Origin of the sequence: Paenibacillus sp. FSL M7-1414 (assembly GCF_038003195.1) — a bacterium.
GTDB lineage: Bacteria > Bacillota > Bacilli > Paenibacillales > Paenibacillaceae > Paenibacillus > Paenibacillus amylolyticus.
Genome location: NZ_JBBOOS010000001.1, coordinates 4,098,293 through 4,115,421, shown reverse-complemented (window position 1 = coordinate 4,115,421; position 17,129 = coordinate 4,098,293). Strand labels below are relative to the sequence as shown.

6 protein-coding genes are annotated in these 17,129 nt (G+C 41.5%); all 6 read left to right on the top strand.

Annotated elements, in window-relative coordinates; all coding sequences use genetic code 11:
- The first annotated feature begins 215 nt into the window (after positions 1-215).
- Positions 216-737, top strand: a complete 522-nt coding sequence (locus MHH92_RS17765; RefSeq protein WP_083669705.1) for a GNAT family N-acetyltransferase — start codon at positions 216-218, stop codon at positions 735-737.
- A gap of 116 nt (positions 738-853) precedes the next feature.
- The gene (locus MHH92_RS17760; RefSeq protein ID WP_340905309.1) at positions 854-1,714 is read left to right on the top strand and encodes a Cof-type HAD-IIB family hydrolase; all 861 of its coding nucleotides are present in this window, start codon (positions 854-856) and stop codon (positions 1,712-1,714) included.
- A gap of 172 nt (positions 1,715-1,886) precedes the next feature.
- Positions 1,887-3,152 carry a YncE family protein gene (locus tag MHH92_RS17755; RefSeq protein ID WP_340905307.1) on the top strand — a complete coding sequence of 422 codons (1,266 nt, stop codon included), beginning with the start codon at positions 1,887-1,889 and terminating at the stop codon, positions 3,150-3,152.
- Between the two features lie 18 nt (positions 3,153-3,170).
- Complete coding sequence (locus MHH92_RS17750; protein ID WP_036672792.1) at positions 3,171-3,392, top strand: hypothetical protein; 222 nt, start codon at positions 3,171-3,173, stop codon at positions 3,390-3,392.
- Between the two features lie 322 nt (positions 3,393-3,714).
- Complete coding sequence (gene fabD, locus MHH92_RS17745) at positions 3,715-4,920, top strand: ACP S-malonyltransferase (protein WP_340905305.1); 1,206 nt, start codon at positions 3,715-3,717, stop codon at positions 4,918-4,920.
- Positions 4,921-5,192: 272 nt separating this feature from the next.
- Complete coding sequence (locus MHH92_RS17740; RefSeq protein WP_340905303.1) at positions 5,193-17,123, top strand: amino acid adenylation domain-containing protein; 11,931 nt, start codon at positions 5,193-5,195, stop codon at positions 17,121-17,123.
- Positions 17,124-17,129 lie beyond the last annotated feature (6 nt).

The window sequence follows — 17,129 nt, the reverse complement described above, 5'->3', positions numbered from 1 at the left end:
TTATCCCTCCAATATGATTTGTGACACGCCTTATCGTATGCGAACTCTATCAGACTGCGCGGGCACTCTTGCAATTTGGATAGTAGTGTAGATAGATTGATAGGAAGGGATAAATTCGGTAAGATGATATGAAGAGAGCCGCTTTGGCATGAACAAGATTTAAGGCAGGGCCGAGAGGTAACTCCTAAATACAGAGGATAAGGAATGTGGTTTTATTGACACAACTTCAGAGTATACCGACAGTCACACCAGTTCAGGCACACCAAATTCATGATGCCATTGATTTTGCCATGCGTGTACGCAGAGAAGTGTTTCCGATGATGGATCATACGAAATTGCCTGTAGACTTCGAGCAGTTTAGAGAACATTATCTGGACTCCGATGGTTCGATCTTTCTTGTTGCAATGATGGAGGATGCGGGCATCGTCGGTTCTATTGGGGTATTACCATATGATGGACGTATCGAAGCTGTGGAAGGTCGATATGCAGCTCGATCGGCTGCCGAAATAGTAAAGTGTTATGTAGATCCCGCGTATCGTAGGTTTGGCATTGGCTCGATGTTGATGAACGAACTGGAGAACGTGGTAAAGGATATGCACTATACGACGCTGTATTTGCATACACATCGCTTCTTGGCAGGAGCCGTAGATTTCTGGAAACGCCAAGGGTTTACGGTTATTGCTGAGCAGGATGATGATTGGCAAACCGTACATATGGACAAGTTGGCATGTAAGTAACCATTGTAACAGAACCGAAATTCTGACCACATTTTGGAAAAATTGATTGATGATACTATAACTCTTGTATACAACAACATAGACATATACGAGATACATGATGGGGGCATAAGAAGATGCAAGAAATGAAGCGAAAAATTGTTTTTATTGATATTGATGGCACATTGGTCGACGATGACGGAAGTATTCCGTTGTCAGCACAGAAGGCTTGTAAACAGGCCAGAGAGAACGGACATCTGCTCTATTTATGTACAGGCCGATCCAAAGCAGAAATTTATGATTCCATCTGGGATGTCGGATTCGATGGTCTGATTGGTGCAGGTGGGGGTTATGTGGAGTTTGGCAAGGACGTGTTATATCACAAAAGGGTAACAGCGGAAGATGTTCGACATATGGTCGATTTTTTCAATGAAAACGGCATTGACTTTTACCTTGAATCCAATTCGGCATTGTATGCGAGTAGCAATCTTCAACCTCACCTGGAACGCCGTATCTATGGTGATGTGGAGAATGACCCTGTAGCCAGAGAGAAGAAGGAGCTAAAGCCGCACCCGTTTATTGCCGGATTAACGTATGGTGACGCCGACCTGTACAAGGATGATGTGAACAAAGTATGTTTCTTGGAGAGCTCAGCCATCCCGTTTGAGCGGATCAAGCAAGAGTTTGAAGGGAAATTCGAAGTCATTCAGTGCACTGTGCCGATCTTTGGTGAAGGAAGTGGTGAACTGATGATCCCTGGCATTCACAAAGCCATTGCAATCGCCGATTTGCTGAAGCATCTCGGCATGTCACAAGAAGATACATTTGCCATCGGTGACGGCATGAATGATGCCGAGATGTTGGAATTTTGTAACACCGGAATTGCCATGGGTAATGCAAAGCCAGGTCTGAAAGCCATTGCAGATGATATTACTGGAACAGTAGAGGAAGATGGATTGTATCATAGTTTTGTGAAGTATGGATTGATTGAGGGATAAAGAAATGAGGCAATCTGGAAAACAGTTAATACGTACACCCTTTGTCCCAAACCTTATTTTAGACCCTGCATATATTATTGCAGGGTCTTTTTTTGGTTTAAACAGATCAATTTATATTTTTACAAAAGGATTCTAATCAAACCATAACATCTAAGTGAAGGAGAGAATCGAAATGGCCATTCTATCAACCGGACCTATCGAGAATAATGCCGTCAGTGATGTACGGCCAACACAACAAGTTACCGTTAAAATTGATAACAGGAATTCTCTGGATGGATCCGTTGTTTTGATACAAGGGTATAATCTGACCTCTACGAGGACTTTATATGTCAGCGAGCAGATTTCAATTGATCCGGATCAGGTAGTGACAAGAACTTATTTTGCCAATCTTGATGCATTTGAATTTGTCTTTACAGTTGAAGGTGTAGCTATAGAGCAGACGGAGATTTCCGTGTGGGGCAAAAATGAAACCGGCCAGCTTGTTGCTGCACATCGATTAGTTTCTTCCGAACTTGAAATAGAGGGGGATAATACGTCAGTCAACCGCATATATGTAGCCAATTTTAATAGTAACGATGTTTCCGTCATTAATGGCGATACGAATATGGTCATTGCTACCATTCCTGTGGGGACGAATCCTGCAGGGATTGATGTCAATCCATTAACGAGTCGTATTTATGTCGCAAACAGAAGCAGTAATACCATTTCCGTCATTAATGGTGTAACCAACGCGGTAATTGCTTCTGTTCCGGTTGGGAGTGAGGCAGGTGACGTAGGGGTCGATATAGCGACCAATGCTATTTATACAGCAAATTTTAATTCATTGGATACAACTGAAGATGTAACTGTTATTGATGGATTAACCAACACGGTGATTGATACTATCACTATTCCGGGACTCAATTTTTTAACGGGTATAGGCGTCAATTCCTTAACGAATCGGATCTATGCAGTTAATTTTAATTCTGATGCTGTGTCTGTGATCGATGGAGCAACCAATACAGTGATTGCTACGATACCCGTTCAGGTCAATCCATTCCGTATAGGTGTCAATCCAGCGACCAACCGTATTTATGTATCGAATTTTACCAGTAATACGGTTTCCGTTATTGATGGATTGACGAATACCGTCATTGATACCATTCCAGTCGGCGTTACGCCAGCTGAAGTAGCGGTTAATACCTCCACAAACGCCATTTACGTACCCAATCGAGACACGGATAATGTTTCAGTAATTAGTGGACTAACCAATACGGTGATTGCAACTGTTCCTGTCGGAATTAATCCAAACGGAGCGGGCGCCCATCCGTTAACCAATCGAGTTTATATAAGCAATCAAGATGACAATACCATTTCTGTGATCGATGGCGAAACAAATACGGTGATTGCTACCATTCCGGTGGGGGCACGTCCGTTCGCAGTAGGTGTAAATCCGTAGAAAGGTGAGGGGATTCGGATGAAAGAAGTTATAACGGCATCAGACTTAATGGAGCAGCTGATCACCATGAACAAAGAAAATTCTGTATGCCAAGTTAGGATTCCAGGTAAGGGGATGTATGTAATTGTATTACAGGACGATTATTCAACTGTGCGATCTTCAGATCAGATGTTGAGTGATACAGAGAACGAAGCGAGCGAAAAAATCGGATCTGAAATAAAGAGGAATCCTTTTCTCTGAGGATAAGGGGAATCGCGAGTCTTGAATGATCAGATTAGAACAAAACAGGCATCTCCTCAATGGAGGTGTCTATTTGCATAGTACTCAGACTACAGACAAGATCCAGTAAAGAACAGCACTAAATGTTCCAATATAGAGGCAACAGGGAGCCAAAAAAGAATGACGAATTTTTTTCCGTTCATAGAAATAGATGCCCCTCCTTTTGACTTTGTTATTGCATAACTTCTAATGAAAGTTTATTATAAATTTGCAAACAAGGAATTTATTGGTTTATGGTTGTCGAAGTGCATGAAATATAAAGTAGATACATGGAGGATGCTGGATGAGTAATGTAGCTCTGTTGTTTCCTGGACAAGGTTCTCAGATGGTTGGGATGGGGAGAGACTTTTGGAATAACTTTGATGTGGCTAAGAAGTTATTTGAAGAAGCTAGTGATGCCATTTCTTTCGATTTGAGAAAGTTATGTTTTGAAGGTAGCATGGCTGATTTGACAATGACGATGAATGCTCAGCCTGCACTTTTGACTGTTAGTGTCATAGCATATCAGGTGTATATGCAAGAAATAGGGATGGAACCCGCTTATTTGGCTGGGCATAGTTTGGGAGAATATTCGGCTCTGGTCTGCGCAGGTGTTCTATCATTTCATGATGCCATTAAACTGGTAAGACAACGAGGTATCATTATGCACAATGCAGACCCGGATCAGAAAGGTACCATGGCCGCCATTTCAGGTATTCATTTAGATACACTTCAAAACATATGCAAACAAGTTTCCACGATCGAGCGCCCTGCTTGTGTGGCTTGTGTGAACGCTGACCAGCAGTTTGTCATTTCGGGACATCGGCACTCTATACAAGAAATTATTAAAAGGACAGAAGCCCTGAGAACGAAACATTCGTATATCAATGTAAGTGGTCCCTATCATTCTCCCATGATGCAAACCGCAGCAGAACAATTCAAAGTTGAATTGGATCAATATCAATATGCCCATGAAAAATACCCGGTTATTTCCAACGTTACAGCAGCACCCTATGAGTCTGATCGATCTGTCGTGGATTATTTAACCATGCAGATGACGATGCCTGTAAGATGGTTAGAGTCGATGAACTATTTGATTAAACAGGGAGTCACTGAAGTTGTAGAGTTGGGCTCTAAACATGTGTTAGTTAGTCTTATGAGTAAAATAACGAAGCGTATTGTACCTTACTCGCTAAGTCAACCTTCCGATTTACTAATGCTTACAAATACACAAGAAAGGAAAAATAAACGGTTAACGATTCTTAAAAAGTTGTTATCAGAACTAATAGTAACGGCACTCATTTCACGGAATTATAACCCAGATTCGATATCATATGCCAAAACGGTTGAGCCATTATTTCACCAATTACAACGGGCAAAGGAACAAGTAAACAACAATGAATGTGAACTTAGTGAAGAAGAGATAAATGATGCTCTACAGGTATGTCATTCCATTATTATTGCAAAAAAAATTCCATTGGATGGAACCGCGTTGATTGATGCAATCTAGTACCCGATCTGTTCTTTTGCAAGATCTATATTACAGCGACAGACTGCCTTTTTGTAAGGTAGTCTTTTTGTCTTTTAATGCATCTGAACTTGTTGAAGTTTCAGATATTTGGTAATAAATATGTCAATAACTCACAAATCAATCTCTATTTTTTACCATATAGTAACAATAAACTGATTGATTTTACATATATTTCTATGGTAAAATTTTGCTTGAAATATGTGTAAATAATTAGATAAGCATGTTAGAGATGATTCATTTGGAGGAGAGATATGTATACTAATCAGTTTCAAACACTAGTGGATATTATCCGCGACAGAGGTAAAATAACGGACCGCGGTATTCGTTTTATCGATGCGGACAAACGTGAAACTTTTATATCTTATCATCAATTATTTACTGAGGCACAAGGGTATTTAGGTTATCTACAAGCCATCGGAATTAAACCTAAACAAGAGATTATTTTTCAGATTCAAGAAAACAAACGGTTTTTAGTCGCATTCTGGGCTTGTATACTCGGTGGAATGATCCCTATCCCTGTAAGTATTGGTGAAGATGAAGAACAAAACTTGAAAGTATGCCGTATTTGGAATTTGCTAAATAACCCTTTCATGATTGCATCTGAGAAGGTGCTGGATAAAATGAAGAGATTTGTTTTGGAACATGACATGCTTGATTTCCATCATCAATTAGAAGTCAGAACGGATCTGATCCAAGACACCATATATCATTATGAATCTATTAATAATATAGTTGAACCTCAGTCTGATGACTTGGCATTTATTCAATTTTCTTCTGGATCAACCGGTGATCCCAAAGGCGTGATGCTCACCCATCGAAACCTGATTTATAATACTTGTGCTGCTATTAATGGCACACAAATTAGTTCAAACGATAGTTTTCTCTCCTGGATGCCCCTTACCCATGATATGGGTTTGATTGGATTTCATCTCGTACCCCTCGTGGCAGGAATTCATCAGTACTTGCTCCCAACGGAATTATTTATTCGCAAACCGATTCTATGGATGAAAAAAGTAAATGAACACAAAGCAACCATACTGTCTTCTCCTAACTTTGGTTATAAATACTTCCTGAATTTCTTTCGCGAAGACAAAGCGGAGGGATGGGATCTGTCATCTGTCAGAGTCATTTATAATGGGGCGGAACCTATATTACCCGAAGTGTGTGATGAATTCCTAAATGTATTGTCAGCATATCACTTAAAGAAAACAGCCATGTTTACCGTATATGGATTAGCAGAGGCCTCTGTTGCCGTCTCCTTTCCCAAGGTAGAAGAAGAATTTACTGCGGTGTACGTTCACCGGGATCATCTGAACTTGGGGGAGCGTGTCATCGAAGTCGAGAAACATGCTGAACATGTAGCATCATTTGTTGCCGTTGGCGAAGCAATTGATTATTGCCATGTTAGAATTTGCGATGAGGAAATGAACAGTGTTCCCGATTTGGTTATTGGAAAAATTCAAATCAAGGGGGATAACGTCACCCAAGGTTATTATAATAATTCACTAGCAACGGAGAAGTTATTAACGCACGACGGATGGGTGAATACAGGAGATCTGGGTTTTATCATGAATGGAAAACTGGTTGTAACAGGGCGGGAAAAAGACATTATCTTTATCAATGGTAAAAATGTATATCCCCATGACATTGAACGTGTCGCCATACAATTAGATGATATTGAACTCGGAAGAGTTGCTGCTTGTGGTGTGTATGATTCGAATAGTCAAAGTGAAGAAATAATTGTGTTTGTCGTGTACAAAAAAAAGATCGAACACTTCCTGCCGCTTGTTAAAGAAATCAAAAGACATCTATATAAACATGGGGGATGGAGTGTCAAAGAGGTACTGCCCATCAAGAAATTACCCAAAACAACAAGTGGGAAAATCCAGCGGTATCAGTTAGCCAAGCAGTATGAAGCAGGCAAATTCTCAACAGAATCTGCATTCATCCATGACTGGATCAAGAATGACAATGACAAGGCAAAGGGAAAGGCTGCTGTTTCGGTTCGAGTCATAGAACGTGAATTAACTTCACTATTTTCTGAAGTGCTGGTTGGGAAAAAGGTTGAACTTGAGGATAGCTATTTTGATATGGGTGCAACTTCATTACAGCTGGCCCAAATCGCTGAACGTATAGAACAAAAATACGGAGAAGAGCTTGCTGTTACGGACCTCTTTACCTATCCCTCGATAACTGAATTGGCAGCATATCTGGCTAGAGGCTACAGCGAGACCATTCAAGTCAACAAAACTCAAGAGGATCATACGCCATCCAAAGATATTGCTATTATCGGTATGTCTTTGAATCTCCCTGGTGCATCAAATGCAAGCGATTTTTGGCGTGTTTTGGAAAATGGAACGCATAACATTCGGGACTACCCGGAAAGTCGGATAAAAGACGCAGCGGATTATATACAATCCATGCGAAGTGCAATGAGCGAAGTTCAATGGATCAAGGGTGGTTACTTGGATCAGATTGATCAATTCGACTATTCTTTCTTTGGCATAACCCCAAAAACTGCACAATTTATGGACCCGAATCAAAGGATGTTCTTGCAAACGGCATGGCATACGATTGAAGATGCTGGGTATGCAGGGGAAGGAATCAATGGAAGAAATGTGGGCGTGTACGTGGGGTATTCCAAAGTTGGGTATGATTACGAACGGCTCGTGACGGCGAGTTACCCCGCAGAACTCAAAAATTATATCATTGGAAATTTACCATCTGTACTGGCGAGCAGAATTGCATATTTCATGAATTTAAAAGGCCCGGCCTTAACGATTGATACCGCTTGTTCCTCCTCACTTGTTGCTGTTCACATGGCATGTAAAGGATTGCTCGCTGGAGACTGTGAAATGGCAATCGCAGGAGGCATTCGAACGGCATTATTACCGATAAGTATCGGACTGGATATGGAATCTCCAGATGCATTGACGAGAACGTTTAGCGAAGATGCCAACGGCACGGGATTTGGCGAAGGTGTTGGGTCGGTCATGTTGAAGCCAATGCAGCAAGCGATTAAGGACGGGGATCATATCCATGGTGTGATTAAGGGAAGTGCGATTAATCAGGATGGCAAGACGGTAGGAATCACAGCACCTAACCCGGAGTCTCAGACCAATGTGATCGAACAGGCATGGAAAGAAGCCGGCATTTCTCCTGATACGCTTAACTTTATTGAAGCACATGGAACAGGGACAAAATTAGGTGATCCGGTTGAGTTCAATGCATTGCGTAAAGCTTTTGAGAAATATACGGATCGGAAACAATTTTGTGCAATCGGATCTGCCAAAGCTAACATTGGACATGGTTTTGAAGCGGCGGGGATCGCTGGATTAATTAAATCTATTCTTATGTTTCAACATAGAAAGATTCCGCCATTGGTTCACTTTGACAAGCCTAATCCCCTGCTTAAGTTTGAAGCTTCACCTTTTTATGTGAATCAGGAATTAATGGCTTTTGGTGAAAAAGAGGGTCCATTACGATGCGGGGTTAGTTCTTTTGGTTTCAGTGGTACCAATGCACATGTGGTTCTCGAAGAATATGTTCCTTCCCCAACCGTAGATAAAAGAATGTCCCAAGAGCCTAATCTATTTGTTCTGTCTGCTGCCACGGAACGGGCGCTGGATGAATTGGTCAGAACGTATCATGAATATCTAACCGATCACACGGATGTTTCCATTCAACAAATCTGTTATACAGCCAGTACGGGAAGGGCTAATCTGGATTATCGGCTTTCCATCATAGTCACGAGTACACAAGAATTACATGAAAAATTGAAACGAATCGCAAGCGGAGAAGGTAAACTGCCAAATGTTTATTTTGGTTATGCCAAAAAAGACAAAACGCTTGTTAGCGATCATCTCTATGCTCAGGGAAAGGCAGAAGCTTTAAATGAACTCGGTCAGTTATTTACACTGGGGGCAGTGATTGATTGGGAAAGGTTTTATAATCATGAAGTCATTCGGAAAATTCCATTACCTCTATATCCATTTGAGCAGAAGCGGTGTTGGATTGAAGTCAAACATACGATACCAGCGGGACATAGATCAGAGAGGAATGAGGTTCAAATGGAGATGAATACAAACGATATTGAATTAAAGATTAAAACAAGTATCAGTCGTGCATCTGGTTTGAAGTTGGAAGAGTTGGATCATCAAGCTCATTTTCTCCAGATGGGATTGGATTCCATCATTCTTGTGCAAATTCAGAAGGAGATCTCAGAGCTGTTCCGTTTGAATATCCCAATGGAAATGTTTTTTGAAACCCTTACAAATATTAATTCCTTAGTTAAATATGTGTCAGAGAATATCAAGCATCATGATGTATCTAAAAACATAAACAATCAAACAGTTCAGGAGCATACTGAACAACAAAATCTGGCATCTGTGAACAATATAAATACGGCAAAATCATCAGGGAATGTGTCGGAGCAAATTGTGATGTCTGCCATTCAGCTCATGGAATCCCAATTAAAAAGTTTGAATGTGCTGTTAGGCGAGCAAATGAATGCTGTTCAATCCCCGCTTTTGGAAATGAAACATCATGAAACCCCAAAAGTTCAAGTTTCACCGGTAATGAATGAAATCAATAAAACCAATCAACCCAAAAAGATCCAACCGGATTCGGAATCAAAGGAAGCTAAACCTTTTATACCGTATCAATCGTTGAAGATTCATGAAGAGAGCGGATTATCACCGCTTCAGAACCAGTATGTTGAACAGTTTGTAACAAAGTATACCGTAAGAACCAAAGGCTCCAAATTAAAAACAGGCCAAACGCGTTTGGTTCATGCGAATAATCGCAATGTATCCGGATTTCGCTCGTATTGGAAGGAAATGGTGTATCCCATCATTTCAACGCGTGCAGAGGGATCTAAGTTATGGGATCTGGATGGGAACGAGTATTTGGATCTGACGATGGGATTTGGTGTAAATCTATTTGGTCATAATCCAGCTTTTATTCAAAATGTAATAGCAGACAGCCTCCAGGAACAATTGCCTCCATTGGGCCCTATGTCAGACTTGGCAGGAGATGTCGCAGCTAAAATTTCCGAGCTAACGGGTGTAGAGCGTGTCGCATTTTATAATTCAGGAACAGAAGCTGTTATGGTTGCACTTCGTTTAGCGAGGGCAGCAACAGGGCGTTCCAAAGTTGTATTATTTTCAGGATCTTACCACGGTACACATGACGGCGTATTGGGTGTAGCGAATCCTGGGGATGTTTTATCGTCTGCGTTGCCTATGGCTCCTGGTATTGTAAATAGCGCTATGGATGATTTGATTATTCTTAATTATAACCATCCGCAATCACTGGATATGATTCAGAACCTGGGTGATGAATTGGCTGCTGTGCTTGTAGAGCCGGTGCAAAGTCGAAGACCTGATATGCAGCCAACACAATTCTTACGGGAACTTAGAGAAATAACAAAGCAAACTGGGACTGCACTTATTTTCGATGAAGTCATCACTGGATTTAGAATTGGTCTGGGTGGAGCACAGGATTGGTTTGGGGTTCAAGCAGATTTGGTTACGTATGGAAAAGTGGTCGGTGGCGGGTTGCCTATTGGCATAGTCGCGGGTAAAGCTGAATTTATGAATCCGGTAGATGGTGGAACTTGGAACTTTGGTGATGATTCTTACCCTTCCGATGCAGATAAGAAAACGTTTGTCGGTGGAACCTTCTGTACACACCCTCTTACGATGAGAGTGATGTTAACGGTATTACAGTATCTTCAATCCGAAGCAGGAACTTTATATAAGGAATTAAATGAAAAAACAGATTATCTTGTAAAAGAATTAAATGCGTTTTTCAAAACAGCGAATGTACCGATGCAAATGGTGAACTATGGATCTTTATTTCGATTTATATCATTTGGAGATATGGAATTATTCTTCTACCATTTAATTTATAAAGGTTTATATATTTGGGAAGGTCGTAACTGTTTTATATCGACTGTGCATTCCATGGGTGACATGGATACGATAATCAGAATCGTGAAAGAGACGATCCATGAACTACGCGAGTGGGGGTTTATCCCTGGTGAATCGCCTGTTTCGGAATATCCGCTCTCTTTAGAGCAAAAACAATTATTGTTAACTTCATTACATGGGGAAGATGCGAATGCTGCATTAAATCAGAGTGTTATTTTAAAAATGACAGGTGGAATAAAACCTTCCACACTGGATCAGGCCGTGAATCAAATCGCACAGCGTCATGAAGCCCTGAGAACAGTCATTCATGCCGATCGTGAAACACAACAAATCAGATCCGTAATGGAATTTCAATGTACATGGTTGGATTTCTCAGCATATGCGGGTGAGGATCAAGAACGGGAAATTTCCAATTGGTTATCTGCCGATGCAAATGAAGCCTTCGATTTACAGTCTGGGGAACCTCTATTTAGAATCACCTTGCTTAAAAAGGCAACTGATCAATACCTTATGGTGCTGACATTTCATCATATTGTTGTAGATGGCTGGTCTATTGCTGTATTCATTCAAGAGTTGGAACATACCTATTCTGCTCTGGTCCGAGGAGTTTCGGTTCAATTACCTGAAGCCACTCCATTCCGTGCGTATTTAAGCTGGCAACGACTTGAACATGAAAAAGGCTCATTTACCGAAGGAGTCCAGTTCTGGAAAGAACAATTTTCCTTATCCTATCCCAACATTACATTTCCAACGGCACCGTCCGATGATGTGCCCAAGGGATATGACGGTGAAAGATATTCCATCAAGTTGGATCATCAATTAACAGAGTCTTTGCGAACGTTAAGTATAAATAATAAGAGCAGTTTGTTTGTAACGATGTTTGCAGCGTTTCATTTATATTTGCATCAACTAACAGGGCAGTCTCACCTTGTCATCGGCGTGCCTACAGCGGGTCAGTCTCATATGCGAAAAAATGCGCTGATTGGCAACTGTGTCAACATTGTACCTGTTCACCATGCCTTGTTAACGAAGCAATCCGTTGTAGACCATGTTCTTCAGCTCAAGGAAACGCTGGCTCTAGTCATGAAACATCAGCATGTTCCATTAACCCTCGTATCCGAACAGCTTGCTCATATGCCTGCACCGGATACCCGGATTTTATTCAATATGGACAGAACGATTCATCATCTCCAATTTGAAAATATCAAGACTGGATTCATGTCGTATCCGATCAAACATATTTCTTACAATTTATTTCTTAATATTACGGATGTTAGCCATGAATTGTACCTGGATTTTGATTACAATACCGAGCTTATTGGACCTGAGATGATGAAATTGTGGTCTGAAGGATTTAAGGGTTTGCTGCAAAAAATGGTGAGTCATCCAGAGGCTGAAATTTCGTCTTTGACGTTGTTCTCATCCGAGCAACAGGACCAATTACAGGAAATATATAATCGGTTTGTTACGGAGCGTCTTCCTCACGTTAATCATGCAGCCATATTCGAGTCTCCAGTCAATGACGTGGAGAAAAAGCTGGCTTTGATCTGGGAGGACGTATTATCCCTCGATCAAGTGGGGAGACATGATCACTTTTTTGATCTCGGAGGTAACTCGCTCAAGGCGACAGTAATGCTATCCAAGGTACATGAACAGTTTCAACACAAAATTTCAATCGTTCAATTCTTCCAAAACCAACGTCTGAAGCAGCTGGCCAGTCTGATTACAGGCGAAAACGAGGAAACATTCATTCCGATTAAGGCATTGGACGTCAAGGAGTTCTATGAGACGTCAGCTGCACAACAGCGAATCTACTTTCTGGATCAATTTGAGCCGAATAGTGTGTTTCAGAACATGTGCGGCCATATTACGGTTACAGGAAATATCGATGAAGCTAAATTGATTTCGTCATTGGAACAAATCGTGCACCGTCACGAAGCTTTTCGCACCAGTTTCCATCTGATGGATGGAGAGCTTTACCAGCGTATTGCTCCAACGATTGATTTTGAAGTGAAACGATCTCAGGAAAGTTCTGCTTCATTCGAACAACATGTTAAGGCGTTTGCCAAACCATTTGATTGCTCCAAAGCGCCATTAATACGTGCCGAATTCATTCGTGTAAACGATGATCATGCAGAGATTCTCATCGAGATGCATCATATTATATCGGACGGATATTCCGTTGGCATTCTTGCGAATGAATTGATTGATGTGTATGACGGAAGAAGCATGTCGGACATTGAGGTTGAATACAAAGACTTTACAGCTTGGCAGAAAGAATTTCAGGTGGGGGAGTCTTATAAGCAGCAAGAAAAATATTGGCTGGATCAATTCAAAGGAGAACTCCCGAACCTTAATCTGCCTACTGATTTTGTTCGGACACCTCATTTGACTTCGGCAGGTTCTAGATTGTCATTTGTGTTGGACGCACACTTGAAGCAGTCGCTGGAGAAGCTTGCGAAACAAACGGGAACTACGATGTTTATGGTGTTATTGGCAGCGTATAATGTGCTGCTTCATCAATATACGGATCAAGAAGATATGATTGTAGGTACACCAACATCAGGAAGAAACCATCCGGATGTCGAGAATATGATAGGTGTCTTTATCCAGACGGTAGCGATTCGAACACAGCCGGTGGGGAATAAGTCGTTTCGATCCTATCTCGAGGAAATTAAAAAACAATCCCTGGATGCATTGGATAACCAGGACTATCTTTTTGACAACCTTGTAGAGAAATTAAACACGCATCGGGATACCACTGGGACAGCACTTTTTAACACGATGTATATCTTCTTAAATACCGCGTTGAATCAACGGCAAGAACAGGATTGCAGCTTTAAAGTTAGAGAATTAAATGTCGGTGTATCGTTGTATGATCTGATGTTCATCGTTGAGGATGATAACGAGTGTCTGGAAATGCACTTTAATTACAAGACGGAGCTGTTTGAACGGGATACCATGGACAGAATGAAAACACATCTGTTCAACATCCTCAGAGACATTGTGATCGAACCTGATATTGCCTTGTCCGATATTCAAATGCTGTCTGAACATGAGCAACACGTTCTTTTATATGATTTTAATGATACCAACATAGAATATTCCCGGAATCAGACCATTCAGGAGTTATTTGAAGCACAGGTGGAACGGACACCCGATCAATTAGCCGTCGCTTTTGGAGATGAGCAATGGACGTATCGTCAATTGAATGAACGGGCGAATCAGTTGGCATATACGCTTAGAGCTGAGGGAGTGCAGCAGGATCAATTTGTAGGTATTCTGACAGATCGTTCGATTGATATGATCGTTGGCATCTTTGGCATTCTAAAAGCAGGCGGGGCGTATGTACCGATTGATCCGGATTCTCCTGAAGAGCGTATCCGCTATATCCTGCATGATTCGGGTGCAACGTTGTTAGTCACGCAAAAGCATTTGAAACAGTTGGTATCGTTTAATGGAAAAATCATTGATTTGGACGATGAAGAAACCTATGCAGCTAATCTGTCGAATCCGGAACCAGCGGGGAATTCCGAACAGTTGGCTTATATGATCTATACTTCAGGCACAACAGGCATGCCAAAAGGTGTGATGATCGAACATCGTCAGGTTCATCACTTGGTTCAAGCGTTGTACAGTCAAGTTATAGATGATCAGCTTAGCGGTTTGCATGTCGCTTTACTTGCGCCTTACTATTTCGACGCATCTGTGAAGCAGATTTTTGGCGCACTGCTGTCAGGACATGCCTTGTTTATTGTAGACAAGGACACGGTACTGGATGGACAAGATTTAATGAATTATTATCAGCACCACCAAATTGATTTGACGGACGGAACACCTGCGCACCTGAAATTGCTTTCGAAGGCAAAAAACGTTCAAGGCATATCGCTAAAATATATGCTCATTGGCGGTGAAGCTCTTTCTCAGCAAAGTGTAAATGAAATCACATCATTATTTGCTCTCAATCATATAACGCCGCCAGCCATAATTAATGTGTACGGTCCAACAGAATGTTGTGTGGATGTTGCGACATACCGTGTACTTCCAGAACACCTGGATACAGCGAATCAACGAGCTCACCTACCGATTGGTCGAACATTAGGAAATAATCGCCTGTATGTATTGAACAAACATGGCAAAGTTCAGCCTGTAGGCGTCGTAGGGGAATTATGTATCTCTGGTGATGGGGTTGGTAGAGGATACTTGAATTTACCTGAGCTGACAGCAGAAAAATTTGTACGTGATCCGTATGTCCAGGGAGCGACAATGTACAAAACGGGAGATTTGGTGAGATGGCTTCCCGATGGCCATATCGAGTATCTGGGAAGAATGGATCACCAAATTAAAATTCGCGGATATCGGATCGAAGTAGGAGAAGTCGAAGCGGCGCTGTTAGATCTAGAGTGTGTGAAAGAAGTTATCGTCATTGCACATGAGGATGATCACGGGGACAAATCGTTATGTGCATACTTTACAGCGGATTCCACGCTGACGGTGGGAGAGTTAAAACAAAGCCTCTCTAAGGTGTTGCCGAATTACATGGTTCCAGCCTACTTTATACAATTGGATCACATGCCTCTCACAGCGAACGGGAAAATCGATCGCAAATCGCTTCCGAGTCCAGAAGAAAACATACAAACGGGAAGTGAATATATAGAACCCCAAACTGGGGTGGAAAAACAGTTGCTGCCTATTTGGCAGGATGTGCTTGCCGTGAAAAAAATCAGTGTAAAAGACAGTTTTTTTGATGTAGGAGGCAACTCTTTACGTGCGACCAAGCTGGCCGCCAAAATCAATCAAAAGCTGAATATCCGCATATCGGTGAGAAACGTCTTTGAATGGCAGACCATTGAACAGATGGCTCAATCTATTGAACAAATGGAACAGGAAGTATCAGTGTCCATTCCTCAAGTGGAGGAAAAAGAATATTATCCTATTTCTTCGGCGCAAATGAGAATGTACATTATGAGCATCAAAGCCGGCAAGGAACTCATGTACAACATGTCAGGTATGTTTATGTTGGAAGGATCGCTTGATCGGACCAGATTGGAAGAAGCATTCCAACAATTGATTCATCGTCATGAATCGCTTCGGACTGGATTCAAAGTCATACACGGAGAACCGAAACAGATCGTGTATCCTAAAGTTAACTTTGGAATTGAATTGATCGAGTCAACGGAAGTAGAGATCGAAGATCGAATTGAACAGTTTGTTCGCACATTTGATCTCGGGCAAGCACCTCTTATGAGGGTGGGACTTATTGAACTTCAGCAGGAGCGTCATGTATTGCTGGTAGATCTCCATCATATCATTGCAGACGGACTATCCGTGCATCTTCTGATGACTGAACTTAGCCAGTTCTATAAGGGAGAGGAGCTATCTCCTCTTCGAATTCAGTATAAGGACTATGCTGAATGGCAGCAAATGCAACTTCATAGTGAGTGGATGAAAAAGCAGGAGAAGTATTGGCTTACTGTGTTTGGTGAAAGTATCCCGCTATTGGATCTGCCAACAGACTATGAAAGACCTGAAACGCTAAGCTATGCGGGAGATGTATTGGACATTGTTTTGCAGGAAGACATCCTTCCAGGCTTGAGAAACATGGAAGCAGGGACAGGAACAACGCTATACATGATTCTATTAGCCGCCTATACCATTCTGTTGTCCAAATACAGCGGACAAGAAGATATCATCGTGGGCACGCCGATTGCAGGAAGGACACATGCCGAGCTGGAGCCGGTTATGGGGATGTTTGTGAATACACTGGCTATTCGAAATTATCCTGCCGCGGATAAAACTTTTACAGAGTATCTGCTGGAAGTGAAAGAAAATATGTTGGACGCATATGAGAATCAGGATTATCCGTTTGAAGAATTGATTGAGAAAGTGAATGTAACCAAAGATGCTCGGCGGAATCCGTTGTTTGACACCATGTTTGTATTGCAGAATACAGATGCTTCAGAGATTCAGATGGATGGAGCAACCTGTAAGCCTTATGCACCAAACACGAGAGTATCCAAATTCGATTTAACGTTGTATGTTACCGAATTGCAACACAAGTTAGAAGTGGCCTTTGAATACAGTACGATTTTATTTGAGAAAACAACGATTGAAGCGATGTCACAAAATCTGTTGGTCATATTAACAACCATTGCCAAAGACCCTCATATTGAAATCAACAAGATTCTATTGGTTGAAGAATTAATAGATGGGGATACGCTGGCTGATCTAATTGAAGTAGATTTCTAAAATAAC